This is a genomic window from Propylenella binzhouense (genome assembly GCF_009866965.1).
Taxonomy (GTDB): Bacteria; Pseudomonadota; Alphaproteobacteria; order Rhizobiales; family Afifellaceae; genus Propylenella; species Propylenella binzhouense.
The window spans coordinates 17,472-44,240 of the sequence record NZ_SPKJ01000018.1 but is presented as its reverse complement, the minus strand read 5'-3'; the positions used below and the strand labels follow the sequence as shown (position 1 = coordinate 44,240).

Annotated in this window: 24 protein-coding genes; 13 read left to right on the top strand and 11 right to left on the bottom strand. The window is 70.2% G+C overall.

Annotation, left to right across the window (positions count from 1 at the left end; genetic code table 11):
• Window positions 1-49: 49 nt before the first annotated feature.
• The 5 genes from rpoN to E4O86_RS07890 all read right to left on the bottom strand — a co-directional run bounded on the left by rpoN (window position 50) and on the right by E4O86_RS07890 (window position 4,472).
• The gene (rpoN, locus tag E4O86_RS07910) at window positions 50-1,495 is read right to left on the bottom strand and encodes an RNA polymerase factor sigma-54 (RefSeq protein ID WP_161139999.1); all 1,446 of its coding nucleotides are present in this window, start codon (window positions 1,493-1,495) and stop codon (window positions 50-52) included.
• Between the two features lie 79 nt (window positions 1,496-1,574).
• Window positions 1,575-2,477: an LPS export ABC transporter ATP-binding protein gene (gene lptB / locus E4O86_RS07905; RefSeq protein ID WP_246206280.1), complete on the bottom strand. Its 903-nt coding sequence runs from the start codon at window positions 2,475-2,477 to the stop codon at window positions 1,575-1,577.
• A complete protein-coding gene (locus E4O86_RS07900; protein ID WP_161139986.1) occupies window positions 2,474-3,055 on the bottom strand; it encodes an LptA/OstA family protein in 582 nt (193 codons plus the stop codon). Before E4O86_RS07900 ends, lptB begins: the two co-directional genes overlap by 4 nt.
• On the bottom strand, window positions 3,052-3,786 hold the full coding sequence (gene lptC / locus E4O86_RS07895) for an LPS export ABC transporter periplasmic protein LptC (RefSeq protein ID WP_161139985.1): 735 nt from the start codon (window positions 3,784-3,786) through the stop codon (window positions 3,052-3,054). The genes E4O86_RS07900 and lptC overlap by 4 nt, the downstream gene beginning before the upstream one ends.
• 71 nt (window positions 3,787-3,857) lie before the next feature.
• Window positions 3,858-4,472 (bottom strand): ribonuclease H-like domain-containing protein, encoded by a 615-nt coding sequence (locus E4O86_RS07890; protein ID WP_161139984.1) that lies wholly within the window; start codon window positions 4,470-4,472, stop codon window positions 3,858-3,860.
• Between the two features lie 237 nt (window positions 4,473-4,709).
• Here E4O86_RS07890 and E4O86_RS07885 point away from each other — a divergent pair, with 237 nt between their 5' ends.
• From E4O86_RS07885 to E4O86_RS07840, 10 genes are all read left to right on the top strand, one after another.
• Entirely contained in the window at window positions 4,710-5,576 is an 867-nt protein-coding gene (locus E4O86_RS07885) for a formate/nitrite transporter family protein (protein ID WP_161139983.1), read from the top strand.
• An 83-nt stretch (window positions 5,577-5,659) separates the two neighbouring features.
• Window positions 5,660-6,544, top strand: coding sequence for an NAD(P)-dependent oxidoreductase (locus E4O86_RS07880; protein ID WP_161139982.1), 885 nt, complete (start codon window positions 5,660-5,662; stop codon window positions 6,542-6,544).
• A 118-nt stretch (window positions 6,545-6,662) separates the two neighbouring features.
• Window positions 6,663-7,685 carry an ABC transporter substrate-binding protein gene (locus tag E4O86_RS07875; RefSeq protein WP_161139981.1) on the top strand — a complete coding sequence of 341 codons (1,023 nt, stop codon included), beginning with the start codon at window positions 6,663-6,665 and terminating at the stop codon, window positions 7,683-7,685.
• A 2-nt stretch (window positions 7,686-7,687) separates the two neighbouring features.
• Window positions 7,688-8,500: an ABC transporter ATP-binding protein gene (locus E4O86_RS07870; RefSeq protein WP_343039123.1), complete on the top strand. Its 813-nt coding sequence runs from the start codon at window positions 7,688-7,690 to the stop codon at window positions 8,498-8,500.
• Window positions 8,497-9,366, top strand: a complete 870-nt coding sequence (locus tag E4O86_RS07865) for an ABC transporter permease (protein WP_343039122.1) — start codon at window positions 8,497-8,499, stop codon at window positions 9,364-9,366. The genes E4O86_RS07870 and E4O86_RS07865 overlap by 4 nt, the downstream gene beginning before the upstream one ends.
• Window positions 9,367-9,501: 135 nt before the next feature.
• Complete coding sequence (gene ppsA / locus E4O86_RS07860) at window positions 9,502-11,913, top strand: phosphoenolpyruvate synthase (protein WP_161139980.1); 2,412 nt, start codon at window positions 9,502-9,504, stop codon at window positions 11,911-11,913.
• Window positions 11,914-11,952: 39 nt separating this feature from the next.
• Window positions 11,953-14,043 carry a glycogen debranching protein GlgX gene (glgX, locus tag E4O86_RS07855; protein ID WP_161139979.1) on the top strand — a complete coding sequence of 697 codons (2,091 nt, stop codon included), beginning with the start codon at window positions 11,953-11,955 and terminating at the stop codon, window positions 14,041-14,043.
• Between the two features lie 106 nt (window positions 14,044-14,149).
• Window positions 14,150-14,428: a type II toxin-antitoxin system RelE/ParE family toxin gene (locus tag E4O86_RS07850; protein WP_161139978.1), complete on the top strand. Its 279-nt coding sequence runs from the start codon at window positions 14,150-14,152 to the stop codon at window positions 14,426-14,428.
• A gap of 17 nt (window positions 14,429-14,445) precedes the next feature.
• Window positions 14,446-14,763 (top strand): HigA family addiction module antitoxin, encoded by a 318-nt coding sequence (locus E4O86_RS07845; RefSeq protein WP_161139977.1) that lies wholly within the window; start codon window positions 14,446-14,448, stop codon window positions 14,761-14,763.
• Between the two features lie 527 nt (window positions 14,764-15,290).
• Window positions 15,291-16,424, top strand: a complete 1,134-nt coding sequence (locus E4O86_RS07840; protein ID WP_161139976.1) for a type III PLP-dependent enzyme — start codon at window positions 15,291-15,293, stop codon at window positions 16,422-16,424.
• 91 nt (window positions 16,425-16,515) lie between these two features.
• Here E4O86_RS07840 and cysK read toward each other — a convergent pair whose 3' ends face one another.
• The 5 genes from cysK to ubiE form a co-directional block, all read right to left on the bottom strand.
• The gene (gene cysK, locus E4O86_RS07835) at window positions 16,516-17,511 is read right to left on the bottom strand and encodes a cysteine synthase A (protein ID WP_161139975.1); all 996 of its coding nucleotides are present in this window, start codon (window positions 17,509-17,511) and stop codon (window positions 16,516-16,518) included.
• Window positions 17,512-17,736: 225 nt separating this feature from the next.
• A complete protein-coding gene (gene dut, locus E4O86_RS07830) occupies window positions 17,737-18,192 on the bottom strand; it encodes a dUTP diphosphatase (RefSeq protein WP_161139974.1) in 456 nt (151 codons plus the stop codon).
• Window positions 18,189-19,463, bottom strand: a complete 1,275-nt coding sequence (coaBC, locus tag E4O86_RS07825; RefSeq protein ID WP_161139973.1) for a bifunctional phosphopantothenoylcysteine decarboxylase/phosphopantothenate--cysteine ligase CoaBC — start codon at window positions 19,461-19,463, stop codon at window positions 18,189-18,191. The genes dut and coaBC overlap by 4 nt, the downstream gene beginning before the upstream one ends.
• The gene (gene ubiB / locus E4O86_RS07820) at window positions 19,453-21,030 is read right to left on the bottom strand and encodes a 2-polyprenylphenol 6-hydroxylase (protein WP_161139972.1); all 1,578 of its coding nucleotides are present in this window, start codon (window positions 21,028-21,030) and stop codon (window positions 19,453-19,455) included. The genes coaBC and ubiB overlap by 11 nt, the downstream gene beginning before the upstream one ends.
• A gap of 9 nt (window positions 21,031-21,039) precedes the next feature.
• Window positions 21,040-21,789, bottom strand: coding sequence for a bifunctional demethylmenaquinone methyltransferase/2-methoxy-6-polyprenyl-1,4-benzoquinol methylase UbiE (gene ubiE, locus E4O86_RS07815; RefSeq protein WP_161139971.1), 750 nt, complete (start codon window positions 21,787-21,789; stop codon window positions 21,040-21,042).
• A gap of 90 nt (window positions 21,790-21,879) precedes the next feature.
• Here ubiE and mutM point away from each other — a divergent pair, with 90 nt between their 5' ends.
• On the top strand, window positions 21,880-22,770 hold the full coding sequence (gene mutM / locus E4O86_RS07810) for a bifunctional DNA-formamidopyrimidine glycosylase/DNA-(apurinic or apyrimidinic site) lyase (protein ID WP_161139970.1): 891 nt from the start codon (window positions 21,880-21,882) through the stop codon (window positions 22,768-22,770).
• A gap of 365 nt (window positions 22,771-23,135) precedes the next feature.
• On the opposite strand, the gene E4O86_RS07805 is transcribed toward mutM, so the two are convergent.
• On the bottom strand, window positions 23,136-24,797 hold the full coding sequence (locus tag E4O86_RS07805) for a lysine--tRNA ligase (RefSeq protein WP_161139969.1): 1,662 nt from the start codon (window positions 24,795-24,797) through the stop codon (window positions 23,136-23,138).
• Between the two features lie 205 nt (window positions 24,798-25,002).
• On the opposite strand from E4O86_RS07805, the gene E4O86_RS07800 reads away from it, so the two are divergent.
• Together E4O86_RS07800 and E4O86_RS07795 are read left to right on the top strand one after the other, a co-directional pair.
• Window positions 25,003-26,283: an SDR family oxidoreductase gene (locus E4O86_RS07800; RefSeq protein WP_161139968.1), complete on the top strand. Its 1,281-nt coding sequence runs from the start codon at window positions 25,003-25,005 to the stop codon at window positions 26,281-26,283.
• Window positions 26,283-26,759, top strand: a complete 477-nt coding sequence (locus E4O86_RS07795; protein ID WP_161139967.1) for a DUF2269 family protein — start codon at window positions 26,283-26,285, stop codon at window positions 26,757-26,759. Before E4O86_RS07800 ends, E4O86_RS07795 begins: the two co-directional genes overlap by 1 nt.
• Window positions 26,760-26,769: the final 10 nt, after the last annotated feature.

The following is a 26,769-nucleotide window of genomic DNA, read 5'->3' as shown; positions in this document are numbered from 1 at the left end:
GTAATCGCGCATCCGCACCAAGTCAATGCGCCGCCCGGCGGCCCGCCGCTCAGGACGCGAGCTCCGCCCGCTTCTCCCGCCTGCGCTGAACCGAGGACGCGATGCCCATCATCTCCCGGTATTTCGCCACGGTCCGGCGGGCGATCTCGATCCCGTCGGAATTGAGCATCTCGACGATGGAATCGTCGGAAAGGACGGCCTCCGGACGTTCGCCGGCGATCAGGGTGCGGATGCGGTGCTTCACGGATTCGGCGGAATGCGCCTCGCCGCCGCCGCTCGCCGGAAGCGCCGTCGAGAAGAAGAACTTCAGCTCGAAGATGCCGCGGGGCGTCGCCATCGTCTTGCCGGCGGTCGCGCGGCTCACCGTCGATTCATGGACACCCACCGCATCCGCGATCATGCGGAGGTTGAGCGGCTTCAGCGCGCAGACGCCATGGGCGAGGAAGCCCTCCTGCTGGCGCACGATCTCGGCCGAGACCTTGAGGATGGTGCGGGAGCGCTGGTCGAGGCTGCGGACGAGCCAGTTCGCCTTCTGCAGGCAGTCGGCGACGAAGCGGCGGGTTTCGCCGTCGCCGCGCCCGACGAACTGGGCGTAGCTCGCCCGGTCGATGAGCACGCGCGGAAGATTGGCCTCGTTGAGCTCGACGAGCCAGCCGCCGTCGGAGGCCGGACGCACCAGCACGTCGGGCACGAGCGGCTCGACGGGCTCCGACGCGAAGGCCGCGCCGGGCTTCGGGTCGAGCGCCCTGATCTCGGCCACCATCTGCGCGAGGTCCTCGGCGTCCACCCCGCAGGCGAGCCGGAGGGCGGCCGTGTTGCGGGCGGCGAGCAAAGCGAGATTGTCGAGGAGCGCCTGCATGGCGGGGTCGAGCCGGTTCCGCTCGGCGAGCTGCAGCGCGAGGCATTCCCGCAGCGAGCGCGCGAAGACGCCCGTCGGCTCGAACGTCTGGCACGCCGCGAGGACCCGCTCGATCCGGCAGGGCGGCGCGCCGAGCTCTTCGGCGATCGCGCCGAGATCGGCGACGAGATAGCCGGCCTGGTCGAGATGGCCGAGCAGGACGCGCGCGATGAAGCGGTCGCGCTCGTCCGCGAGACGGTTGTCGATCTGGCGCTCGATGAACGCCTCGAGACTCTCCGTGGCCGCCACCCGCTCCTCGATGGCCGACCATTCCGGTGCGGCCGCCGCGGTCGCGAGGCGGGCGGATTCGGGCGCATAGGGCGGCAGGTCGACATCGGGCTCGGCCGGCTCGCGCTCGGCGCCGGCATCGAGGTCGAGCCCGCCCTCCTCCGGGGCGGACGCCTGCGGCTCGGCCTCGCCGCGGGCGCTCTCCTCCGCCTCCGCGCGCTCCAGCAGCGGGTTCTGCTCCAGCTCCGCCTCGATGAATCGGTCGAGCTCCAGGCTCGTCATCTGAAGGAGCCTGATCGCCTGCATGAGCTGCGGCGTGATGACGAGCGACTGGCTCTGCCTCAGCTGCAGATTGACGGAGAGACCCATGATGCAGACGCCCCGGTTCGCCGGCTCGATCAGTGCCCCCGCCGGCCACGAGGCCACCATAGCCGGGGCAAATTGCGAGTCAAAGCCTGAACTGTTCGCCGAGATAGACGCGCCGGACTTCGGGGTTTGCGATGATCGCGGCCGGACGGCCCTCCGTCAGCACCCGGCCGGAATGGATGATGTAGGCGCGGTCGATGAGGCCGAGCGTCTCGCGGACATTGTGGTCGGTGATGAGCACGCCGATGCCGCGGTTGGTGAGGTGGCGGACCAGCGTCTGGATGTCGCCGACGGCGATCGGATCGATGCCCGCGAAGGGCTCGTCGAGCAGGATGAAGGCCGGCCGGCTTGCGAGCGCGCGGGCGATCTCGCACCGCCTGCGCTCGCCGCCCGAAAGCGCGATCGAGGGGGACTTTCTCAGATGCTCGATGTGGAACTCGGCGAGCAGGCCGTCGAGCTCCGCCTCGCGCCGCCGGCGGTCCGGCTCGACGATCTCGAGCACCGCGCGGATGTTGTCCTCCACGCTGAGCCCGCGGAAGATCGAGGCTTCCTGCGGGAGGTAGCCGATGCCGAGCCGCGCCCGCTGGTACATCGGGAACGGCGTGATGTCGTAGCCGTCGAGCTCGATCCGCCCTGCCTCGGCGCGGATCAGGCCGGTGATCATGTAGAAGACGGTGGTCTTGCCCGCCCCGTTCGGACCGAGCAGGCCGACCGCCTCGCCCTGCCGGACGGCGAGCGAGACGTTCTCGACCACGACCCGCTTCTTGAAGCTCCGCCTGAGGCCGCGCGCGACGAGCCAGCCCTGGGCGCCCTGGATGGGTGGACCGTCGAGCGGTTCGTCGTCCGGCCGCGCGGGCGTCCCGCGGCCTCGGCCGAAGCCCAGGATGCGGCCGATCGGTCCGAGCCCGGACGGCCGGGTGGCCGCCTCTTGGCGCAGAGCCGCTCCGTATGCGGCCGCCGGCCGGGGAGGCGCGGCATCGTTCAACGCGCCTGGCCTTCCGTCCGCGACGGCGCGAGGATGGTCTGGACGCGGCCGCCCTCGACCTTCGCTTCCTTCGTCTTCAGGTTGACGACGAGCCGCTCGCCGCGCACGACGTTGTCCGCCTCCGTCAGCACGACATTGCCGATCAGCGTCACCGTATCCTTCGCCATCTCGAAGACGGCGCGGTTGCCGGTCGCGGTCTGGGTGTCGGACTGCACCACCACGCCGCCATAGGCCTCGATCCTCTCCACGCTCGACCCGGCGGGGCCGCCCTGCGGGGTGGATGTACTCGCGCTCTGCGCCGCGCCGCCGCCCGGCCGCCCGGTGTAGTAGACGCGGAGCTCGGCCGTCTTCAGGACGGTGTTGCCCTGGAGGACGCGGACATTGCCGCGGTAGATGGCGAGCTTCTTGGCATCCTGCACCTCGAGCTGGTCCGCCTCGATCTGGATCGGCTGGTCGGAGTCGGTCGAAAGGCCGGTGAAGGCCTCGCCGAAGCCCTGCGCGGACGCGGTCGAAGCGGGGCCGGCCGCGACGGCGGCGGCGAAGGCGGCGACAAGGATCGCCTGCGGCAGTCTGGTCATTCCCGATCCCCCGGTTGCGGCTCTTCGGTTTCGCCCGTGCCCGTCGCCGCAGCGCGCTTCGGGGGCATCAGATTGGTCCGGACGTTCCCGTCGAGCACGATCACCTCGCCGCCCTCCGAGACATGCAAGCCCTCGGCCACCGTCACGCTGTCCTGATACTCGATCCGGACCGGCTTCGATGTCGCGAGCGTTCCGCCCTTCATATCGATGTCGGCATCCTGCATATGCAAGGCGTAACCTTCGCTGGAGCGGACTTCCACGCCGTTTCGAAGGTCGAGCTTGCTCTGTGCGTTGTTGAACGTGCCCGCCGCCGCGATGACGTCGGCCGTGCCCCGGCCCGGCAGGATGAGATGGGCGTTGATGCCGTCGAGCACCACCTCGTCGGGCGCCGAGAGGAGCTGCGTCGCGGTGTCGGCGGTGACCGTATATTCGCGGTTGAAGCGGTCGAAGCCGGAAAGCCTCGGGTTCTCCATGATGACGGAGTTGCGCGTCACGGTCGTGCGCGCGACCGAGACGTCGAAGTCCCCGGGGGCGGCGAGCCGTACCGCGAGGCCGATCGCCACGATGACGAGGACGCCCGAGACCGGCAGCAGGCGCCGGAGGATCCGGACGAGACGCGAATGCCGGCGTGCCGCGCGGAAGCGCTGGAGCCGGCGGCGCGTCTCCTTCGTCGTCTGCCAGGGCGCCCCGATCGACGGAGCTGCCATCGTGCCGTCAGCTTGCCAGTCCATGTGTCGCCCGGGCCTTATCGCGGCCGGTATGGTGTTTTGATGGCGTCCCGCCGTCGGTGCGGCCGGCGGGCTCAGCTATGCGCGAAGATGTCCGTGTCCTCCCAGCCGAGGAGATCGAGCTCGGCGCGGGTCGCAAGGAACGCGAAGCAGGCATCCGCGATGTGGCGCCGGCCCTCGCGCGCGAGCCGCGTCTCGAGCACCTCCTTCATGGCATGGAGATAGAGCACGTCGGAGGCGGCATAGTCGAGCTGCGCCTCGGAGAGCACCGGAGCGCCCCAGTCGGAGGATTGCTGCTGCTTGCTGAGCTCGATGCCGAGCAGCTCGCGCGCGAGGTCCTTGAGGCCGTGCCGGTCGGTATAGGTGCGCACGAGGCGGGAGGCGATCTTGGTGCAGAAGACGGGGGCCGTCACGATTCCGAACGTGTGGCGCAGCACGGCGACGTCGAACCGCGCATAGTGGAAGATCTTGGGCCGTTCGGGGTCGGAAAGCAGCGCGACCAGGTTCGGCGCCTCGCGCTGGCCCTGCAGGATCTGCACGACATCCACCGTGCCGTCGCCGGGCGAGAGCTGGACGAGGCAGAGGCGGTCGCGTCCCGGGCGCAGTCCCATCGTCTCGGTGTCGATCGCGACCGCTCCGGTATAGCGGGAAAGGTCCGGCAGATCGCCGACATGGAAGCGGATCGTCACGGCTGGGGAGCTCCGGTGCGAGGATTGGACAGGGCCGGCGAGGCGCCCGGCCTCACGGCTCCGCTCTAACACCGGCAACCGGGCATCAACAAGGGAAGGCCGCGCCGCTCGGAGCGGGGGCGACTCCTGGTCGGAAAGGCGAAATTGCGCCCGCGCCTCTCGCCTTTCCCGCCGTGCCGCCTAACCTTCCCACGTCCGGCGCTGCAGTCGCCGCAATCGCGAGGTGCACGCCCCTTCATGACGCACGAGCCGGAACGGGCGAAGAGCCGCCGCGAAAAGGCCGCCGAGATCCAGGCCGAGAACAAGGCGATCAGCGCCGACGAGGCGAAGGAGGTGGAGGAGCGGCTCCGGCTGCGGACGCCGGTGATCTACGAGATCGTCCGCCAGCAGGGCGAGGAGGAGCTCGACCGGCCGCTCAGCTCGCTCTGGTGGTCGGGCATGGCGGCCGGCCTCTCGATCAGCTTTTCGGTTCTCGCGCAGGCCGTTCTCCGGATCCACCTGCCCGCGGCCGAATGGCGGCCCCTCGTCGACAGCCTCGGCTACAGCGTGGGCTTCCTGATCGTGGTGCTCGCGCACCAGCAGCTCTTCACCGAGAACACCATCACCGTCGTCCTTCCGGTCGCCCGCAAGCTGACGGCCGGCAACCTTCTCCGCCTCGCCCGGCTGTGGTCCGTCGTCTTCGCGGCGAACATGGTCGGCACCTTCGTGGCCGCGCTCTTCTGCAGCTTCGGGCCCGTCCTCGACGACGATATCCGCCAGGCCATGCTCGAAATCTCGCGCCACATGATGGAGAAGGGCTGGTGGGAGATGCTCTTCATGGGCGTCAGCTCGGGTTTCCTGATCGCCACCATGGTCTGGCTCCTGCCGAGCGCCGAATCGAGCCGGTTCCTCGTCATCACGATGATCACCTGGCTCATCGCCGCGGCCGGGTTCACCCACATCGTCGCCGGGAGCGTCGAGGCGTTCCTGCTCGTCCTGTCGGGAGAGCTCGGGTTCGGGGCGATGCTCGCCAACTTCACGGTCCCGGTGCTGATCGGCAACATCTTCGGCGGGACCGCGCTCTTCACCATGCTCTCGCATGCCCAGGTGAAGGACGAGATCTGACCTGACAATCCTGTGATCGGACGGCCGATCGGCGGTCCCGGCCGACCGTGCTAGCCTCCGCCTGAAAAGGGGAGGGGAGCGCGATGCGGATCGGAATCGTCGGGCTCGGCGCGATGGGCAAGGCCTTCGCCGACCGGCTCGCGGAATGCGGCCACGAACTCGTGGTCTGGAACCGGACACGGGCGAAGGCGGAGGCGCTCGCCGGCTCCGGGGCGGAGGTGGCCGAAACGCCCGCCGCGCTCGCAGGCGCGGTCGAAGCGGTGATCTCGATCGTCACGGACAGCGAGGCGGTGGAGGCGGTCTATCGCGGACCGGAGGGGCTCCTGTCGGGCGACGTGGCGGGCCAGCTCTTCATCGAGATGAGCACGGTGCCGCCCGCGACGCAGATGCGGCTGTCGGAAGCAGTCGGGGCGAAGGGCGCCGCCTTCGTGGAATGCGCCGTCAGCGGGTCGGTCGGCCCGGCCCGCCAGGGCCGCCTGATCGGCCTTGCCGGCGGCAGCGCGGAGGCCGTCGCCCGGGCGCGGCCGATCCTCGACTGCCTGTGCCGGCGCGTCGAGCATATCGGGCCGGCGGGTTCCGGCGCGAGCGTGAAGCTCACCGTGAACCTTCCGCTGATGCTCTATTTCCAGGCGCTCGGGGAGGCCTACGCGCTCTCGCGCCATCTCGGCGTCGACACGGCCTGGCTCATCGATCTCCTCGCCGATACGACCGGCGGGCCCAACCTTCTGAAGGCGCGCGGCCCGGCCATCGCGACGGCGCTGGCGGGCGAGGAGCCGCCTCCCTCCTTCACGGTCGAGACGCTGCTCAAGGACCTGAGAACCATGATCGGCGAGGCGGACCGTCTCGGCTACGGGCTTCCGCTCGCCGAGAGCGCGCTCGCCGTCTACGAGGACGCGGCTCGCAGCGGCTGGGCGGGGCGCGATGCGGGCACGCTCGCCGCCTATTGGCCGTCCATCACCCGGAGTTGATCCCGAAATCGTGAGCGGCGGTCACGCGATCGTTTTGACAGCCTGCGGTTCCGATGCACAATCGGTGAACCGGCACGTCTAGTTGCTGGAAGAACACAGGTTCAGCGGGAGGAAAGACATGAATAGCGGAAGGCGCTTCGGCGCTCTACTCGGAGCCCTCGCAGCCCTCTGGCTGGCGCCGCTGCCCGGCGGGGAGGCGTCGGCGCAGACGAAGGAAATCACGGTCGTCCTGCCGAATCCGTCGGCGCTCAACGTCTGGCCGATGCATGTCGCGATCGGCGAAGGCTACATGAGGGAGGAGGGCCTCAACGTCACGGTGCAGGCCGTCGACGGCTCGTCTCAGGTGCTCCAGGCGATGGCCGCCGGCCAGGCTCAGATCGGCCTGCCGGGGCCGGCGCCGGTGCTCGCCGCGCGCGAGCGGGGCGAAGACGTCGTCTTCATCTACAATCTCAACCCGAAGAGCATCTTCGGCATCGTGGTCCGCGACGAGTCGGACTACCAGAAGCCGGCGGACCTGAAGGGCAAGGTGATCGGCGTCGGCACGGCCGACGGCGCGGAGGTCGGGTTCGCGCGCGCCATCCTCGCCGATGCCGGCATGGAGGAGGGCAAGGACTACACCTTCCTCCCCGTCGGCGACGGCGGCACGGCGGCGGCCGCCTTCGAGCGCGGCGACATCGAAGGCTATGCGGCGGCGACCAGCGACGCGGCCATCATGACGACGCGCGGCCTGAAGCTGCGGGAGATCACGCCCGAGCCGTTCAAGGCCTTCTTCGGAAACGGCTTCGCCGTGCTCCGCTCCTACATGACCGAGAACCCGCAGGTGATCGAGGGCTTCGGGCGCGCGCTCGTGCGCGGCACGAAGTTCGGCATGGACCCGGCGAACCGCGAGAAGGTGCTGGCGCATGCCAAGACGGGCAATCCCCAGGAGGGCGAGGACACCGCGCTCGCCAATGCCCTCCTCGACCAGCTGCTCGTGAAGATGGATATCGGCGACCAGGCCGAGGGCTACGGCTACCAGCCGCCGGCGAACTGGGAGACCTGGCAGGAGACGCTCATCGCCTCCGACGGTCTCAAGGAGAAGCAGGATCTCAGCAAGGCGTTCACCAACGAGTTCGTCGAGGTCTGGAACAAGGACGGCTGAGCGTGACGGCTGCGGTCCGCTCTGCGGCGCCTTCGGCCGGCCCTGAGGGCCGGCCGGTCTACCAGCTCAAGGGGGTCAGCAAGGCGTTCCCGCGGCGGAACGTGCAGGCGCTCGACACCGTGACGCTGACGCTGAGGGAGGGCAGCTTCTCCTCAATCATCGGCCCGAGCGGCTGCGGCAAGTCCACCCTCCTCAAGATCATGGCCGGGGTGCTGCCGCCGTCCACCGGGAGCGTCGTCCTCGAAGGCAGGCCGGTCACCGGCCCGCGCCGCGAGATCGGGATGATGTTCCAGCAGGCGACGCTCTTCCCCTGGCGGACCACGCTCGAGAACGTGGTGCTGCCGATCGAGATCCGCGACGGCAAGGCGGCGGCGCGCGGCAAGCACGGCGCCGCCCGCGGGCTGCTGGAGCTCGTCGGCCTCTCCGGCTTCGAGCACGTCTATCCGAACGAGCTTTCCGGCGGCATGGCCCAGCGCGCGGCGATCTGCCGGATGCTCATCACGGAGCCGGCCGTGCTCCTCCTCGACGAGCCGTTCAGCGCGCTCGACGAGCTCTCGCGCGACTTCATGAACATGGAGCTGCAGCGGATCTGCCGCGAGCAGAACTCGACGGCGTTCCTGGTGACCCATTCCATACCCGAAGCGGTGATCCTGTCCGACATCGTCTACGTCATGTCGCCGCGGCCGGGGCGGTTCGTCGACGCCGTGGAGGTCGATCTGCCGCGTCCGCGCACGCTCCACATGATGACGGAGCCGCGCTTCGGGCGGTTGGTGGACCGGATCCGCGACCAGCTCGGGCAGGGAGGATCACCGTGACCGACGCCGCCGTCGCGCATGAGGACGAAGCCGTCGGCGAGGACACGGTCTGGGTCGAGGAGGAATCCTGGATCGACCGGATCCCCCGCGCCGTCGCGATGCTGGCGATCTTCGTCGCCTTCGTGGCGGTCTGGCAGCTCGTCTATTCCTTCGGGCTCGTGTCCCGGATCATCCTGCCCTCGCCGCTCGAGACGGCGGAGGAGATCGTCGCGATCGGCGCCAACATGCTTTCCGGCGGCTACCTGCTCGCCTCGTTCCGGGTCACCGCCAAGGAGGTGCTGATCGGCTTCCTGATCGCGGTCGCGCTCGGCTTCGGCCTTGGCGTCCTCGTCGGCGAGACGAAGCTCGGCGAACGGGCGGTGCTTCCCTATCTCGTCGCGATCGACACGATGCCGAAGGTCGCCTTCGCGCCGATCTTCATCTCCTGGCTCGGCTTCGGCATCTCGTCCAAGGTCGCGCTCGCGGCCTTCATCGCGACCTTTCCGATCGTGGTCGGCACGGCCGCCGGCCTGCACGCGGCCGACGAGAACGCCCGCATGCTCTTCAAGACGATGGGCGCGAGCCGCTGGCAGACCCTCTTCAAGCTCAAGATCCCGACCGGGATGCCCCATCTCTTCACCGGGCTGAAGATCGCCGCGATCGGCGTCGTGGCGGGGGCGATCACGGCGGAGTTCGTGGGCGGCGGCCAGGGCTTCGGCCATCTCATCCGCACCGCCTCGTCCCAGCTCAGCACGCCGCGCGTCTTCGCGCTCATCATCTACCTGTCGCTGCTCGGCCTCGCGACCTTCTGGTCCGTGGTCTGGATCCAGCACCGCTTCGTGTTCTGGCACAAGGACGGCACGCGCCGCGGCCAGCCGGGCGAATAGGCCAGGCGCGGCGGCAACGGAGGATTAACCAGGGGCGTTTCCCGGTCCGGTCGGCAGCGGCTTTGACCTGCCTCAAGGAGGCATGGCGCCTATCCTGCGAGAGAGCGCGGGAACGCCGATGCGAGGTGCAGATCCATGACAAACGAATTCGTGCTGCCGCTGCAGGAGGCGAGCTCTTCGGACGTCGCGAAGGTCGGCGGCAAGAACGCCTCGCTCGGCGAGATGATCAGGTCGCTCGCCCGGCGCGGCGTGCGCGTGCCCGGCGGCTTCGCCACGACCGCGGCGGCCTACCGCGCCTATGTCGCGGAGAACGGGATCGAGGCCGGCATCCGCGGCGAGCTCGACGCCTACAAGGCCGGCCGGCAGACGCTCCACGAGACCGGCCAGGCGGTCCGGCGCATGTTCCTCGACGGCGCCTTTCCCGATCCGATCGCGGCCGCGATCCGCGGCGCCTATGCGGATCTCTGCCGCGAGGCGAAGCGCGATGCGGTCGCCGTCGCCGTGCGGTCGAGCGCCACGGCCGAGGACCTGCCGGAGGCGAGCTTCGCCGGCCAGCAGGAGACCTTCCTCAACGTGCGGGGCGAGGGCGACGTGCTCGACGCCTGCCGCCGCTGCTACGCCTCGCTCTTCACGGACCGGGCGATCAGCTATCGCGAGACGAAGGGCTTCGACCACATGCAGGTGGCGCTTTCCGTCGGCGTGCAGCTGATGGTGCGCTCCGACATCGCCGGCTCCGGCGTGATGTTCTCGCTCGATACGGAGACCGGCTTCCCGCGCGCCGTCGTCATCAGCGGCGCCTGGGGGCTCGGCGAGACCGTCGTGCAGGGCACCGTCAACCCGGACAAGTATGTCGTCTTCAAGCCGCTTCTCGACCGGCCGGAGCTCACGCCGATCATCGAGAAGACGCTCGGGGAAAAGGCGATCAAGCTGATCTACGCGGAAGGCGGCAGCGGCCGGACGAAGCAGGTGCGCACGCGGGTCGCCGAGCGGCGCAGCTTCGTGCTTTCCGATGCGGAGATCCTTCAGCTCGCCCGCTGGGCGGTCGAGATCGAGCAGCATTACGGCCGCCCGATGGACATGGAATGGGCGAAGGACGGCGAGACGGGCGAGCTCGCCATCGTGCAGGCGCGCCCGGAAACGGTGCAGGCATTGAAGCATGGGGACGCCATCAAGGCCTGCCGCCTGAAGGAGAAGGGCACGCTGCTCGTCTCCGGCGCCGCCATCGGCGAGGCGATCGCCGCCGGCGAGGTCTGCGTGATCCGCGACGTCGAGGAGATCGATCGCTTCCGCCCCGGCTCGATCCTCGTCACCGAGGCGACCGACCCGGACTGGGTGCCGATCATGAAGTCGGCCGCCGGCATCATCACCGACCATGGCGGGACGACGAGCCATGCCGCGATCGTCTCGCGCGAGCTCGGCGTGCCGGCGATCGTGGGGACGCGCACCGGCACCGCCACGCTTCAGGACGGCCAGGCGGTCACGCTTTCCTGCGCGGAGGGCGACGAGGGGCATGTCTATGAAGGCAGGCTCGCCTTCGAGGAGGTCGAGATCGACCTCAGGGACCTGCCGCACACGCAGACGCAGATGATGGTGAACATCGCGAGCCCCGCCGCCGCCTTCCGCTGGTGGCGGCTCCCCGCCGCAGGCATCGGGCTCGCCCGGATGGAGTTCATCATCAACAACGTGATCAAGATCCATCCGATGGCGCTCGTCCATTTCGAGAAGGTCGAGGACGAGGCGGCGCGGCGGACGATCACGGAGCTCACCCGCGGCTATTCCGACAAGACCGACTATTTCGTCGACACGCTTGCCCGCGGGGTCGCCAAGATCGCGGCGCCCTCGCATCCCGATCCGGTGATCGTGCGCATGAGCGATTTCAAGAGCAACGAATACGCCCATCTCGTCGGCGGCGCGGGCTTCGAGCCGCAGGAGGAGAACCCGATGCTCGGGCTGCGCGGCGCCTCGCGCTATTACAGCCCGCGCTACCGCGAGGGCTTCGCGCTCGAGTGCCGGGCGATCCGGAAGGCGCGCGAGGAGATCGGCCTCGACAACGTCATCGTCATGGTGCCGTTCTGCCGCACGCCGAAGGAGGCCGACCAGGTGCTCGCCGTCATGGCGGAGAACGGCCTGAAACGCGGCGAGAACGGGCTGCAGGTCTACGTGATGTGCGAGATCCCGTCGAACGTGGTGCTCGCCGAGGAGTTCGCCGCCCGGTTCGACGGGTTTTCGATCGGCTCGAACGACCTCACCCAGCTCCTGCTCGGGGTCGACCGCGATTCCGCCGAGCTCGCGCCGCTCTTCGACGAGCGCGACGAGACGGTGAAGCGCATGATCGCGGACGTGATCCGCCGCGCGCGGGCCACGGGCACCAAGATCGGGATCTGCGGCCAGGCGCCGAGCGACCATGCCGATTTCGCGGCCTTCCTGGTCGGCGAGGGGATCGATTCCATCTCGCTCAACCCGGACAGCTTCGTCGCGACCGTCAGGACCGTCGCCGAGGTGGAGGCGCGCCGCACGGCCGTGCCGCGCCAGGCCGGCATGCGCTAGGCCGGAAGCCGTTCGGCGGATCGGAGGCGCGCGGGACCCATGGTGCTCGGGAACGCCGAGGCGCGCCTCCCGGCGGGGCGTCCGCACGAGAGCGTGGAGGCCGCCGACGGCTCGACGATCTCGATCGGCCGCGGGCGGCCGCTGCCGATCGGGACGCTGCAGCTGGTCGAGGCCCTGAACGTCGCCGTCTTCAGCCGCCACGCGACGGGGATGACGCTCGTCCTCTTCGCGGATCCCGAAGCGGTCGAGCCGATGGCGCGGATCCCGCTCGACCGGCTGCACCACCGGACCGGCGACATCTGGCACGTGCTTCTCGGGCGCGGCTGCCGGGGCGCCTGCTACGCGCTCGAGGCGGAGGGACCGTTCGATCCCGCCGCCGGCCACCGCTTCCTGCCGGATCGGCGGCTGCTCGATCCCTATGCGCCGGCCTTGGTCGGCCTGCCGCGCTTCGGGGATGCTCCGCTTTCCGGGCCGGCCTCGCCGCGGGGGCTGATCGTCGACACAAGCTTCGACTGGGACGACGACCGGCCTCCGCGGCGGCCCTGGAGCGAGACCGTCATCTACGAGGCGCATGTGCGCGGGCTGACCGTCGATCCTTCCGCGCAGGTGGCGAGTCCGGGCCGGTATCGCGGGATCGTCGAGAAGATCCCCTACCTCCAGTCCCTCGGCGTGACGGCGGTCGAGCTGATGCCGGTCCAGGCCTTCGATCCGACGCGCAGCGGCCATCCGCGGCCGGCCGGCGAGCCGCCGACCGATTATTGGGGCTATAATCCCGTCTCGCTCTTCGCGCCGATGCCGGCCTATGCGGAGGGCCCCGCCGGCTGCGAGGTGACCGAGCTCAAGGAGACGGTGCTCGCGCTCCACCGCGCCGGCATCGAGGTGATCCTCGACGTCGTCTTCAACCACACGGCCGAGGACGGCACGGCCGGGCCGTCCTACAGCTTCCGCGGCCTCGACAACCGGATCTACTACATGCTCGACGCCGAGGGCGGCTTCGTCGACTTCACGGGATGCGGCAACACGCTCGGCTGCAACCACCCGGTCGTGCGCGGCATGATCGTGGACTGCCTGCGCCACTGGGCGACGGAATACCGCGTCGACGGCTTCCGGTTCGATCTCGCCTCGGTGCTCGGCCGCGACGTCAACGGCGAGCTGCTCTCCAACCCGCCGCTGCTCGAACAGATCGCCGAGGATCCGATCCTGCGCGACGTGAAGCTCATCGCGGAGGCCTGGGACATGGGCGGCGCCTATCAGGTGGGGAGCTTCCCGGGCTGGCGCTGGGCGGAATGGAACGCGAGGTTCCGCGACGACGTGCGCCGCTTCTGGCGCGGCGATCCCGGCCTCGCCGGCGCGTTCGCAACCCGGTTCGCCGGCAGTTCCGACCTCTTTCGCGCCGCCAGGGAATCGCCCCAGAACAGCGTCAACTTCATCACCTGCCACGACGGCTTCACCCTCAACGACCTCGTCTCCTACGAGACGCGCCACAACGACGCGAACGGGGAGGAGAACCGCGACGGCACGCCGGCGAACTGGAGCGAGAACAACGGCGTCGAGGGGCCGACCGCGGACCCGGCGATCGAATCGATGCGCCGCCGCCAGATCCGCAACATGCTGGCGACCCTCTTCCTGTCGCGCGGCGTGCCCATGCTGCTCGCCGGCGACGAGTTCCGGCGCACGCAGGGCGGCAACAACAACGCCTATTGCCAGGACAACCCGACGTCCTGGGTGGACTGGCGGCTCGCCGAGGCGAATGCGGGCCAGGTCGATTTCGTCCGCAATCTCATCGGTTTCCGGCGCGCCCATCCGGCGCTCTCGGCGGAGCACTTCTATACGGACGACGAGATCCAATGGCTCGGCGAGGACGGGCGGGCGCCGGATTGGAGCGGCGCCGAGAACCGGCTCGGCTGCGTGATCGGGGAAGGGGAGGGCGCTCTCGTCGTCCTCTTCAACGCCGCCAGGCGGCCCTGCCGCTTCGCGATCCCGGCGCCGCCGGCAGGGCCGTGGCGGATCGCGATCGACACGGGGCGGGACGAGCCCTGCGTCCCGGCCGGCTGCGAGCCGCCGCTCGATCCGGGCGGGGGGCTGACGCTCGAAGGCCGGACCATCATCGTGCTCGTCTCCGGGCGGTAGCAGCGCGCGGCCTGGACCCGCCCGCTGCCGCGCCCGCATTGGGCCGGCTCCGGCGGAGCTGTCGCGCTTGGCTTTACAAGTGTAAAGCGGCGCATTACACAAGGAGATGATCAAGAGCTTCAAGAGCAAGGCTTTGAAGGCTCTCTGGGTGACCGGAAGGAGCACCAGGATCGATGCACGCCTGCATGCGCGGATCCTCAGGCGTCTCGACCTCCTCGAGCAGGCCGAATCGGCGGACGAGATGAACATCTCCGGATTTGATTTCCACCGGCTGAGCGGGTTTGTGCCTGCGCGCTACACGGTGCACGTCAATGGACCATGGTGCATCACGTTCGAGTTCGAGGACGGGCATGCGCAGAGGGTCGATCTCGAACAATATCATTGAAGGAAGCGAGGGACGTCATGGTCGAGACCATCGGCACCCGGATCGAGCGGGCACCGACGCATCCGGGCGCGGTGCTGCGGGAGGATGTCCTTCCGGCCGCCGGGATGAGCGTTACCGAGGCGGCGGCGAATCTCAGAATCTCCCGTCAGTCGCTCCACAGGATCCTCGCGGAGAAGGCTGCGGTCTCCCCGGAGATGGCGGTCCGGATCGGCAAGTTCTGCGGCAATGGTCCGGCGGTCTGGCTTCGGATGCAGCAGGCCTATGACCTCTGGCATGCCGAACGGGCCATGAGGGACGAGGTTGCGAGCATCCCGACGATCAGGGATGCGGCCTGACATCGGCCGCCGCGCCGCTCGCTCCCGATCCGACGCTCGGCATCGTCCGGAGAAGCGGCATCGGGCCCTCCCGCCGGAGGACCCTACGGCAACCGTCGCGTGATCCCCGCGCGGATCGTCCGCCGCCAAAAATTCGGCCGCTTCCCGCCGCAGCCTATTGATTGCGACAGGCGAAGCGCATAAGTCCCCGCTTGCCCAAATTCGCACGTGCCTGTGGTCGCCATTCGAAAGTGGCAGGCGGCTTAAAGCAACGACGGTGGCGGGCTTTTTTGGTCTCTGCCGGCCCTCCAAAGGTCGGCGACACTGAAGAGGCACACACTCTCATTGCCGGACGTGCGGAGCGGTGTTCCCGTTCCAAGCGATGGCTCTCATCCGGTTCCGGCCGGGCGTGAGCCTTTCGGCGCGAACCGCCGGCCCTCGCGGCCGGACAGGGGGGATCCAGGGGCGCCGTCCGTCTCCATCGCGGGCGTCTCGTCGGTGCAGGACTCCCCGGGCCCGAAACGCCTTGCTGGACGGGAGAATTCCCGATGATGACGGACCGCATCCGCTCCTTTCTCGACGCGCGACGACCCGAGGGGCCCTGCCTCGTCGTGGATCTCGAGATCGTGCGCCGGAACTACGAGACCTTCACCCGCGCGCTGCCCGACAGCCGCGTCTTCTATGCCGTGAAGGCCAATCCCGCGCCCGAGATCCTGTCGCTCCTCGCCGAGCTCGGCTCCTCGTTCGACACCGCCTCCGTCGCCGAGATCGAGATGGCGCTCGCCGCCGGCGCGACGCCGGACCGGATCTCCTACGGCAACACGATCAAGAAGGAGCGGGACATCGCGCGGGCGCATGCGCTCGGGGTTTCGCTCTTCGCGGTCGACTGCATGGAGGAGGTCGAGAAGGTTGCGCGCGCCGCGCCGGGCGCCCGTGTCTTCTGCCGCATCCTGACCGACGGCGCCGGCGCGGAATGGCCGCTCAGCCGGAAGTTCGGCTGCGTGCCGGACCATGCGGTCGACGTGCTCGAGCGCGCGCGTGCGCTCGGGCTCCGCGCCTGCGGCATCTCCTTCCATGTCGGCTCGCAGCAGACCGACACGGAGGCCTGGGACCGCGCGCTCTGCGACGCCTCGGCGATCTTCCACGCCTGCGCCGAGCGCGGCATCAATCTCGCGATGGTCAATCTCGGCGGCGGCTTCCCGACCCGCTACCTGAAGGACGTGCCGGGCGCGGAAGCCTACGGCCAGGCGATCTTCGAATCGGTGCGCCGCCATTTCGGCAACCGCATCCCGGAGACGATCATCGAGCCGGGCCGCGGCATGGTCGGCGATGCCGGCGTGCTGAAGGCCGAGGTCGTGCTCGTGTCCAGGAAGTCGCCTGAGGACCGGCTGCGCTGGGTCTATCTCGATGTCGGCAAGTTCGGCGGGCTCGCCGAGACGATGGACGAGGCGATCCGCTATCCGATCCGCACGCCGCGCGACGGCGCGCCGACCGCGCCCTGCGTCGTGGCCGGCCCGACCTGCGATTCCGCCGACGTGCTCTACGAGAAGAACCCGTACGAGCTGCCGCTTTCGCTGACGATCGGTGACGAGGTGCTGATCGAGTGCACGGGCGCCTACACGACCACCTATGCCTCGGTCGCCTTCAACGGCTTCGAGCCGCTCCGGTCCTACGTGATCTGAGGCCGTGATCTGAGCCCTGCTTCCCGGGCGCCCGCCGTCAAGCCGGGCTCCCGGGAACGCGCCGGAGGGGGCGCCGCGGCGCCCCCGGCGATCAGCTTTCGAGCCCTTCGAAGAGCGCGGTCGAGAGATAGCGCTCGGCGAAGGACGGGATGATGATCACGATGTTCCTGCCGGCGAATTCCGCGCGGCTGCCGACCTTCACCGCCGCGCAGATCGCCGCGCCCGAGGAGATGCCGACCGGCACGCCCTCGAGCCGGGCGGCAAGCCGCGCATAGTCGAACGCCTCGTCGTTCGTGACCGTGACGATCTCGTCATAGACCGAAGTGTCGAGCACCTTGGGCGCGAAGCCGGCCCCGATGCCCTGGATCTTGTGCGGTCCGGGGCTGCCGCCGGAGAGGACGGGGCTGTCGGTCGGCTCGACGGCGACGATGTGGACGCCCGGCTTGCGCGCCTTCAGCACCTGGCCGACGCCGGTGATCGTGCCGCCGGTGCCGATGCCGGAGACGAGGACGTCGACGGCGCCGTCGGTGTCGTTCCAGATCTCCTCGGCCGTGGTCCGGCGATGGATCTCGGGATTGGCCGGGTTCTCGAACTGCTGCGGGATCACGGCGTCGGGGATCTCCGCCTTCAGTTCCTCCGCCTTGGCGATCGCGCCCTTCATGCCCTTGGCGCCTTCCGTGAGCACGAGGTCGGCGCCGAGCAGCCGCAGCATCTTGCGGCGCTCCACCGACATGGTCTCGGGCATCACGAGGATCAGCTTATAGCCCTTGGCCGCGGCCGCGAAGGCGAGGGCGATCCCGGTATTGCCGGAGGTCGGCTCGATCAGCGTGGTCTCGCCGGGCCGGATGCGGCCGTCGCGCTCCATCGCCTCGATCATGGCGACGCCGATGCGGTCCTTGACGCTCGCGATCGGGTTGAAGAACTCGAGCTTCGCGAGAAGGTTGGCCTTCACGCCCTTCTCGCGGGCGATCTTGTCGAGGCGCACGATGGGCGTGTCGCCGATCGTGTCGGTGATGGAATCGAAGACGCGGCCGCGTCCCGGGCGGTGCTCGGGCTGCGGGTCGATGCGGCGGGCTGGTTCGCTCATGGGAGCCTCCATGGATCGGTTCGCCAGAGATTAGGTCGGCGGACCCGGTCCGGCGAGGGTCCGATTCCCCGAGCATCGCCGCCGGAAGGCATGGTTTTGCGCGTCGGGCGGAGAATGTGGAACGGCGTTCCACCGGAGGCCGGCGGGCCTCGGTCCGCGCCTCGCCATCTCCTCCGTCGCCATCGCCGGACCCGACCCGGCGATCCAGGCCGTTCCTGCGGGATCCTAGCCGAGCCCCGTCGAGCCGAATCCGCCCGAACCGCGTGGCGAATCCTCGAGCGTGGCGACCCGTACCAGCTCCGCCCGGACGACGGGCGCGACCACCATCTGCGCGATCCGCATTCCGCGCGCGATCTCGACCGGCTCCGCGCCGAGATTGACGAGGCCGACCATCACCTCGCCGCGATAGTCGCTGTCGATCGTGCCGGGCGCGTTGATCACCGTCACGCCGTTGCGGGTGGCGAGGCCGGAGCGCGGCCGCACCTGGCCCTCGTAGCCGTCGGGGAGCGCCAGGGCGAGCCCGGTCGGCACCAGCCGGCGCGCGCCGGGGGCGAGCACGAGCGGCGCATCGCCGGGAAGCGCGGCGAGGAGGTCGAGCCCCGCCGCGCCCGCCGTCTGGTAGGCGGGGAGCGGCAGCCCCTCGCCGTGGGGCAGCACCTTCACCGCGACCGGCACCGTCACGCGAGCGCCCCCGTCTTCCCGGCGAGCGCGGCGGCGATCCGCTCCACCAGCGCCTGGGCCACCGCCTCCTTCGTCATTTCCGGCCAGTCCTCCACGCCGTCGCGGGTCACGAGATGCACGCGGTTGCGCGCCCCGCCCATGACGCCGCTCGCGGGCGAGACGTCGTTCGCGACGATGAGGTCGCAGCCCTTGCGCGCAAGCTTCGCCCCGGCATTGGCGAGGAGGTTCTCCGTCTCGGCGGCGAAGCCGGCCACGAAAGCCGGCCGGCGCGGATGGCGCGACACCGTCTGCAGAATGTCGGGATTCTCGGCGAGCGCCAGGCTCGGCGGGCCGCCGGCGTCCTTCTTGATCTTCTCGCCGCTCGCCGCGGCCGCACGCCAGTCGGCGACCGCCGCGGCCATCACCGCAATGTCGGCCGGCAGCGCCGCCTCCACGGCGGCGAGCATCTCGCGCGCGGTCTCGACGGGCACCACGCGCACGCCGGCGGGCGGCGGAATCGCGACCGGACCGGTGACGAGCACCACTTCGGCACCGGCCTGCGCGAGCGCTGCGGCGATCGCGTGGCCCTGCCGGCCCGAGGAGCGGTTGGCGATGTAGCGCACCGGGTCGATCGGCTCGTGGGTCGGGCCGGCGGTGACGATCGCGCGGCGGCCGGCGAGCGGGCCGGCGGCGGGCGAGAGGATCGCCTCGACGGCTGCGGCGATCGCGAGCGGCTCCGCCATGCGGCCGATGCCGGCCTCGCCGCGCTCCGCCATCTCGCCGGCATCCGGACCGACGAAGCGGAGGCCGTCCGCCTCGAGCAGGCGGCGGTTGCGTGCCGTCGCGGGGCTCGCCCACATCGCCGGATTCATGGCGGGCGCCAGGAGGACCGGCCTGTCGGTCGCAAGCAGCACCGCGGAGGCGAGGTCGTCGGCGAGGCCGTGCGCCGCCTTCGCCATCAGGTCGGCGGTGGCGGGCGCCACCACGATCAGGTCGGCCTCGCGCGCGAGCCGGATGTGGCCGACATCGTGCTCGGCGTCGCGCTCCCAGAGATCGGTAAAGACGCGGTCGTGGCTGAGCGCCTGCGCGGCGAGCGGGGTGACGAAGCGTGTCGCCGCCTCGGTCATCACGACCCGGACGGCGGCGCCGCGTTCCTTGAGCCGGCGGATGAGATCGAGCGCCTTGTAGGCGGCGATGCCGCCGGCGATCACGAGGAGAATGCGTCTGTCCCGAAGCGTGCTCAAGAGAGGACCTCCCGCGGAGCCGGCCTGCGCCCGACCCTTACAGGCCATCGAAGAGGACGGACAGGCCCGCCGCCGCCGAGACGAGCGCGATCACCCAGATCGCAACGCGGCCCCAGCGCGTGTTGCGGGCGACCTCCCTGCCGATCCCCCGGATCGTCTCCGGGTCGAGCTTCAGGCCGTCGCCCGTCGCCGCCTCGGCATTGACCGTGATCTGCTCGATCCGGCGGGCGAGGTCCGGGAGCGAGCGCACCAGGTGCGAGAGCGCGGCGACGCCCTCGCCGATCTCCGTCAGCCTGCCGTGCGGGCCGACGAAGCGCGCGACCCATTCCGAGACCACCGGCTCGGCCGCCGACCACATGTCGAAATCCGGGTCGAGCCGGCGCGCCACCCCCTCCACCACCACCATCGTCTTCTGGAGGAGGATCAGCTCCGGGCGCGTCTGCATGTCGAAGATCTCGGTGATCTCGAAGAGCAGGGCGAGGAGCTTCGCCATCGAGATGTCGCTCGCGCGGTGGCCGTGGATCGGCTCGCCGATCGCCCGCAGCGCCTGCGCGAAATCCTCCACGGAATGGATGCGCGGCACGTAGCCCGCCTCGAAATGCACCTCGGCGATGCGCCGGTAGTCGCGGCGGATGAAGCCGTAGAGGATCTCGGCGAGGAACTTGCGTTCCTTGTAGCCGATCCGCCCCATGATGCCGAGATCGACCGCGACGAGCCGGCCCTCGGCGTCGATGAAGAGGTTCCCCTCGTGCATGTCGGCATGGAAGAAGCCGTCGCGCAGCGCATGCCGCAGGAAGGACTGGATGACCGTGACCGCGAGCCGCTTCGGATCGTGGCCGGCCGCCGCGATGCGCGCGACGTCGCGGAGCTTGATGCCGTCGATCCATTCGGTGACGAGCACGTCCCGGCCGGTCACCTCCCAGGCGAGGGCCGGCAGGCGGAAGTCGGATTCCTCGGCGACGTTCTCGGCCATCTCCGAGATGGCGGCCGCTTCCAGCCTCAGGTCCATCTCGAGGATGACGCTGCGGTGGAGCGTCTCCACGACTGCGACCGGCTTCAGCCTGCGGGCCTCCGGAGCGAACTGCTCCATCCAGCGGGCGGCGGAATAGAACGAGGCGAGGTCGCGCGTGAAGCGCCGCCGCACGTCCGGCCGGAGCACCTTCACGGCGACCGTCGCCTCCCCGTCGGGCCGGGCGAGCACGGCCTTGTGGACCTGCGCGATCGAGGCGGCGGCAAGGGGCTCGGAGAAGCTGCGGAAGATCGCCGGGACGGGGCGGCCGAGATTGGCCTCGATGATGGCCTTGGCGGTTTCCGTCGGGAAGGGCGGGATCTCGTCCTTCAGCCCCGAGAGCGCCTCGGCCATGTCGGGCCCGACGATGTCCGGGCGCGTCGCCAGGAACTGCCCGAGCTTGATGTAGGACGGGCCGAGCCGGTTGAGCGCGTCGGAGAGGCGGCGTCCGCGCGTCGCGTCGTCGAGCGCCGGCTTCTCGATCAGCCGGGCGAGCGCGACCGCGCGCACGGCGCCGGGCGGCAGGTCCTCTTTCGCCACGAAGGAGAAGGCGCCGGCACGGGCGAGCACGAGGCCGGCGCGCGCCAGCCGGAACGCGTTGAGCACGCCGGCGCCTCAGAGCTTCCAGCCGGAATGGATCGCCGCGATCCCCCCGGACAGGTTGCGGTAGCTGACGCGCTCGAAGCCGGCGTCGCGGATGCGCGCCGCGAACTGCTCCTGGTTCGGGAACATCCGGATCGATTCGACCAGGTACTGGTAGGATTCGCGGTCGCCGGCGACGATCTGGCCGATAAGCGGGATCACCCTGAACGAATAATTGTCGTAGAGGCGGTCGAGGACGGGCACGCTCGCGGCGGAGAATTCCAGGCAGAGGAACCGGCCGCCATGCCTCAGCACGCGGTGGATTTCCTTGAGCGCGACGTCGATGCGCGGCACGTTGCGGATTCCGAAGGCGATCGTGCAGGCGTCGAAGCGCGCATCCGGAAAGGGCAGCGATTCCGCGTTCGCCTCGACAAAGCGGATCGGAAGCCCGCGCTTCTCGGCGCGCTCGCGCCCGACCGCAAGCATCGAACCGTTGATGTCGGCGACGGTCACCTCGGCATGGCCGTCGGAGCGCTCCACGATGCGGGTCGCGACGTCGCCGGTGCCGCCGGCGAGATCGAGCACCCGATACGGGCCGCCGCGCCGCGGCGGCGAGAGCCAGGCGACCGTCGCGTCCTTCCAGATCCGGTGGAGGCCGCCCGACATCAGATCGTTCATCAGGTCGTAGCGCCGGGCGACGGTGTGGAAGACCTCGTCGACCAGCCCCTGCTTCTCCCGGAGGGGAACGTCCCGGAAGCCGAAAGTCGTCTCTTCGGGCATCATCTCGTTTCGTTTGCTTGAGCCGCCGGCCGGGACCATATCGGAACGCGCTCCCCTTATCTATCGACCCGCCGACCGGAGACGATTCCGCCCATGCCCGAACTGCCGGAAGTCGAAACGGTGCGGCGCGGCCTCGCGCCCGTCCTGGAGGGCGCCGTCTTCGACCGCGTCGAGCTCCGCCGGCCCGATCTCCGCTTCCCGTTCCCGCCGGGCTTCGCCGGACGGCTCGAAGGCCGCACGGTGGCCGCGCTCGGGAGGCGGGCCAAGTACCTCCTGGCCGGGCTCGACGACGGCGCCACGCTTGCCATGCATCTCGGCATGTCGGGCTCGTTTCGGGTCGCCGATTCCGTCGCGGCGGCGGACGCCTTCCACCATGCGCGCGGCAAGGACGAGCGGCACGATCACGTCGTCTTCGCCCTTTCGGGCGCGCGCCTGCCGGGGGGCGCGCGGGTGGTCTACAACGACCCGCGCCGCTTCGGCTTCATGATTCTCGTCGAGCCGGGCGGGCTCGAGCGCCATCCGCTCTTCGCGCATCTCGGGCTGGAGCCGGTGGCGGGCGCGCTCGATCCCGATGCGCTCGCCGCCCGCCTCGCCGGGCGCACGACCTCGCTCAAGGCCGCGCTGCTCGACCAGACCCTGATCGCGGGGCTCGGCAACATCTACGTCTCGGAGGCGCTCTGGCGCGCCGGCCTTTCGCCGCGGCGCGCGGCCGGATCGCTCGTCCGGAAGGACGGCCGGGCCTCCGGGCGCCTGGTCCGGCTGACGGAATGCATCGTGGCCGTCATCGCCGACGCGGTTGCGGCCGGCGGCTCCTCGCTGCGGGACTATGTGCGGGCCGACGGCTCCCTCGGCATGTTCCAGCACGCCTTCCGGGTCTACGACCGCGAGGACGGTCCCTGCCTGCGGCCGGGCTGCCGCGGCGTGGTGCGCCGGCTGGTCCAGACCGGGCGGTCGACCTTCTACTGCCCCGTCTGCCAGCGCTGAGCCGGCGCGGCCCGTTTCCCGTCGGCTATATCCCCGAACAGCCGTCGGTCATCTCTCCGGCCTGAACACCTGACCCCGCGATCCACGCGGCGCTGCCACTTTCCTCCGTCGTCATCGCCGGACTTGATCCGGCGACCCATCCGGCGCTGCCACTTTCCTCCGTCGTCATCGCCGGACTTGATCCGGCGATCCACCGGCGGCCGAAGCGGAACGGATGCCGCTGGATGCCCGGGTCGGAGCCCGGGCATGACGACAGAGCAAGCGGCAGGGCGAAGCGGAACGGATGCCGCTGGATGCCCGGGTCGGAGCCCGGGCATGACGACAGAGCAAGCGGCAGGGCGAAGCGGAACAGGCGCCGGCGCCGCCTAGCTCCGGGCCGCGGCGGCCCGGAGCTCGCCCCTCAGCGCGCGCCGGATGAGCGCCCGCGTCTCCGGGATGCCGTAGATCGCCACGAAGGAGCCGAAACGCGGCCCGCGCTCCTGGCCGAGCAGGATCTCGTAGAGCGTCGAGAACCAGGTGAGCGCCACGCCGGGGCGGCCGTCCGGCCCCGGCTTCTCGGGATTGCGGTAGCGCTCGAAGCCGCGGCCGACATCGTAGACGGCGTTCTGGACGGCGTCCGGGCCGGCGTCCTCCGGCAGTGCCGAAAGCGCGGAATCGAGCGCCTCCAGCGCCTCGCGCTCGACCGCGTCCGGAACTCGGAAGTGTTTGTTCGGCTTGACGAAATCGTGATAGTAGCGGACCGCGTAGCCGATCAGCCGGTCGAGCGCCGGATAGCGCTCCGGCGTCACCTCCGGCAGATGGCGCGTGACGTAGCCCCAGAGGATCTCCGGCTCCTCCGTGTTGCCCGCGCTCGCGATGTTGAGGAGCATCGAGAACGGCACCGGCAGCTCTTCCTGCGGCGGATCGCCGGCATGGATGTGCCAGACCGGGTTCGAGAGCCGGTTGCCGGGGTCCTGCCGGCGGTAGCCGTCGAGGAACTGGTAATATTCGTCGGCCGCGCGGGGAATGACGTCGAAATAGAGCCGCTTCGCCGCCTTCGGCTTCTGGAACATGAAGAGCGACAGGCTCTCCGGCGAGGCGTAGCGGAGCCATTCCTCGATCGTGAGGCCGTTGCCCTTCGACTTCGAGATCTTCTGGCCGTGCTCGTCGAGGAAGAGCTCGTAATTGAAGCCCTCGGGCGGCGTGCCGCCGAGCGCCTTGCAGATGCGCGAGGAGAGCAGGACGGAATCGATGAGGTCCTTGCCCGCCATCTCGTAGTCGACGCCGAGCGCGGTCCAGCGGAGCGCCCAGTCCGCCTTCCACTGGCATTTCACGCGGCCGCCGGTGACCGGGGTCGTCACCGCCTCGCCGGTATCGGGATCGCGGTAGGTGACGGTGCCCGCCGCGACGTCGCGCGCGATCATCGGCACCTGCAGCACCCGGCCGGTCCGCTCCGAGACCGGCAGGAAGGGCGAATAGGTCTCGCGGCGCTCGGGCCCGAGCGTCGGCAGGATGATCGCCATCACCGCGTCATAGGCGGCGAGCATCGCGAGCAGCGTCGCGTCGAAGCGGCCCGAGCGGTAATAGTCGGTCGCGCTCGCGAATTCGTAGTCGAAGCCGAAGCGGTCGAGGAAGGCGCGGAGCCGCTGGTTGTTGCCGCCGCCGAAGCTCTCGTATTCGCCGAAGGGATCGCGCACCTGCGTCAGCGGCTTGCCGAGATCGGCGGCGAGCGCTTCCCTGTTCGGCACGTTGTCGGGCACCTTCCGGAGCGCGTCCATGTCGTCGGAAAAGCAGAGGAGGCGGGTCGGGACGCGGTCCCCGGTGAGCACGCGGAAGGCGTGCCGCACCATGGTCGTGCGCGCCACCTCGCCGAACGTGCCGATATGCGGCAGGCCCGACGGGCCGTATCCGGTCTCGAACAGGATCTCGCCGTCGAAGCCCGCCTTCTCCACGCGCGCAAGCAGCTTCCGCGCCTCCTCGAACGGCCAGGCTTTCGAGACGCGCGCCGCCGCGACGAGCTCGGGCGGAAAGGGCGATCGGTCGGTCATGGGTCGCGGTCCAGCGGGTCGCGCCGGCGCGATGGCCCGGCCGGCGAAGGCGGGCGGAACCTAGTTGCAGCGCCGCGCAGCGTCAACGCGCGGCGGCGCACGGGAACGGCGCCGGGCCGGCAACATTTCCTTCCCGCGCGCGCCTCCGCTGGGCAAAGGTGTCCGGGCATGCCGCGGCGCGGCCGGGCGCGCCGAAGGAGAGCGGATGCGGGTACTCCTGACCGGGGCGAACGGCTTCATCGGCTCGGCCGTGCGCGCCGGGCTCCATGCGGCCGGTCACGAGATCGTGGCGGCGACGCATTCGGAGGCGGCGCTCCCGGGCGTCGCCCGCATCGTCGCGCTCGATCTCGCGCGCGCGGGCGCGGAAGACTGGCTCCCGCATCTTGCGGGCGTCGACGCGGTGGTGAACACGGCCGGCGTGCTTCAGGACAGCCCCCGCGATTCGACCGCTGGCGTCCATGAGAAGGGGGCGGACGCGCTCTTCGCCGCCTGCGAGCGGGCCGGCATCCGCCGCGTCATCCATTTCTCCGCGATCGGCGTCGACCGCGCGACGCCCACCGCCTTCTCGCGCTCCAAGCTTGCCGGCGACCGGGCGCTGATGGCGCGCGACCTCGATTGGGTGATCCTGCGGCCGGCCGTCGTCGTCGGCCGCGGCGCCTATGGCGGCAGCGCGCTTTTCCGCGGGCTCGCCTCGCTGCCGGTCCTGCCGGTCGCGCCCGACACCGCGCCGCTCCAGGTGGTGCAGCGGGAGGACGTCGTGCGCACCGTCCTCTTCTTCCTTGCTCCGGGCGCGCCGGCGCGGGTCGCGCTCGATCTCGCCGGGCCGGAGCCGCTTGCCATGAGCGAGGTCGTCGCGGCCTACCGGTCCTGGCTCGGCTGGCCGCCGGCGCGGCGCTGGACGGTCCCCGGCTGGCTGATGAAGGCGATGTACCGGGCCGGCGATCTCGTCGCGCTCCTCGGCTGGCGCCCGCCGATGCGCACGACGGCGATGCGCGAGATCCGGCGCGGCGCGGTGGGTGACCCGGCGCCGTGGATCGCCGCGACCGGGATCGTCCCGCAATCGCTCCCCGCCGCGCTCGCCGCCGAGCCGGCCTCGGTCCAGGAGCGCTGGTTCGCGCAGCTCTATTTCGCGAAGCCGCTCGTCTACGGCGTGCTCGCCCTGTTCTGGATCGGCACCGGCATCGTCTCGCTCGGGCCCGGCTTCGAGATCGGCCGCGCGATCATGCAGGCCGGCGGCGCCGGAATCTTCGAGATCCCCGGGATCGTTGCCGGCGCGCTGGCGGATATCGCGATCGGCGCGGCGATCGCCTTCCGCAGCACGGCGCGACTCGGCCTCTATGGCGGGATCGCGCTCTCGTTCGCCTATATGGTGATCGGGACGGCGATGCTGCCGGGCCTCTGGATCGAGCCGCTCGGGCCGATGCTGAAGATCTTCCCGATCGTCGCGCTCCATCTCGCCGCGCTCGCGATCCGCGAGGACCGCTGATGCTCTATTTCGCGCTCAAGTACCTGCACGTGATCGGCGCGTCCGTGCTGCTCGGCACTGGCGCCGGCATCGCCTTCTTCATGGTCGTCGCGCATGTCACGCGCGACAGGGCGGTGATCGCGGGCACGGCGCGGATCGTGGTGATCGCGGATTTCGTCTTCACCGCGACGGCCGTCTTCGCGCAGCCGGTCACGGGGGTCCTCCTCGCCTGGAACGTCGGCTACGCGCTGAGCGACGGCTGGATCGTGCTGTCGATCATCCTCTATCTCGTGACCGGTGCGTTCTGGCTGCCGGTCGTCTGGATGCAGTTGCGGATGCGCGACCTCGCTGCATCCGCGGTGGCGAGCGGCGCGCCGCTGCCGCGCAGCTATCATCGCCTGTTCTGGACCTGGTTCGCCTTCGGCTTCCCGGCCTTCGCGGCCGTCCTCGGCATCTTCTGGCTGATGATCGCCCGCCCGGACTTCACGATCCTCTGAGCCGGCCGGA

Coding starts and splice junctions, on each gene's coding strand:
- E4O86_RS07900 (WP_161139986.1), bottom strand. CDS start 3,055: ATGACCAGACTGCCGCAGGCGATCCTTGTCGCCGCCTTCGCCGCCGCC.
- E4O86_RS07840 (WP_161139976.1), top strand. CDS start 15,291: ATGATGACGGACCGCATCCGCTCCTTTCTCGACGCGCGACGACCCGAG.
- E4O86_RS07800 (WP_161139968.1), top strand. CDS start 25,003: ATGCGGGTACTCCTGACCGGGGCGAACGGCTTCATCGGCTCGGCCGTG.
- E4O86_RS07795 (WP_161139967.1), top strand. CDS start 26,283: ATGCTCTATTTCGCGCTCAAGTACCTGCACGTGATCGGCGCGTCCGTG.
- E4O86_RS07805 (WP_161139969.1), bottom strand. CDS start 24,797: ATGACCGACCGATCGCCCTTTCCGCCCGAGCTCGTCGCGGCGGCGCGC.
- E4O86_RS07875 (WP_161139981.1), top strand. CDS start 6,663: ATGAATAGCGGAAGGCGCTTCGGCGCTCTACTCGGAGCCCTCGCAGCC.
- lptC (WP_161139985.1), bottom strand. CDS start 3,786: ATGGACTGGCAAGCTGACGGCACGATGGCAGCTCCGTCGATCGGGGCG.
- E4O86_RS07880 (WP_161139982.1), top strand. CDS start 5,660: ATGCGGATCGGAATCGTCGGGCTCGGCGCGATGGGCAAGGCCTTCGCC.
- mutM (WP_161139970.1), top strand. CDS start 21,880: ATGCCCGAACTGCCGGAAGTCGAAACGGTGCGGCGCGGCCTCGCGCCC.
- glgX (WP_161139979.1), top strand. CDS start 11,953: ATGGTGCTCGGGAACGCCGAGGCGCGCCTCCCGGCGGGGCGTCCGCAC.
- rpoN (WP_161139999.1), bottom strand. CDS start 1,495: ATGGGTCTCTCCGTCAATCTGCAGCTGAGGCAGAGCCAGTCGCTCGTC.
- E4O86_RS07845 (WP_161139977.1), top strand. CDS start 14,446: ATGGTCGAGACCATCGGCACCCGGATCGAGCGGGCACCGACGCATCCG.
- coaBC (WP_161139973.1), bottom strand. CDS start 19,463: ATGGCCTGTAAGGGTCGGGCGCAGGCCGGCTCCGCGGGAGGTCCTCTC.
- E4O86_RS07850 (WP_161139978.1), top strand. CDS start 14,150: ATGATCAAGAGCTTCAAGAGCAAGGCTTTGAAGGCTCTCTGGGTGACC.
- cysK (WP_161139975.1), bottom strand. CDS start 17,511: ATGAGCGAACCAGCCCGCCGCATCGACCCGCAGCCCGAGCACCGCCCG.
- ubiE (WP_161139971.1), bottom strand. CDS start 21,789: ATGATGCCCGAAGAGACGACTTTCGGCTTCCGGGACGTTCCCCTCCGG.
- ppsA (WP_161139980.1), top strand. CDS start 9,502: ATGACAAACGAATTCGTGCTGCCGCTGCAGGAGGCGAGCTCTTCGGAC.
- E4O86_RS07885 (WP_161139983.1), top strand. CDS start 4,710: ATGACGCACGAGCCGGAACGGGCGAAGAGCCGCCGCGAAAAGGCCGCC.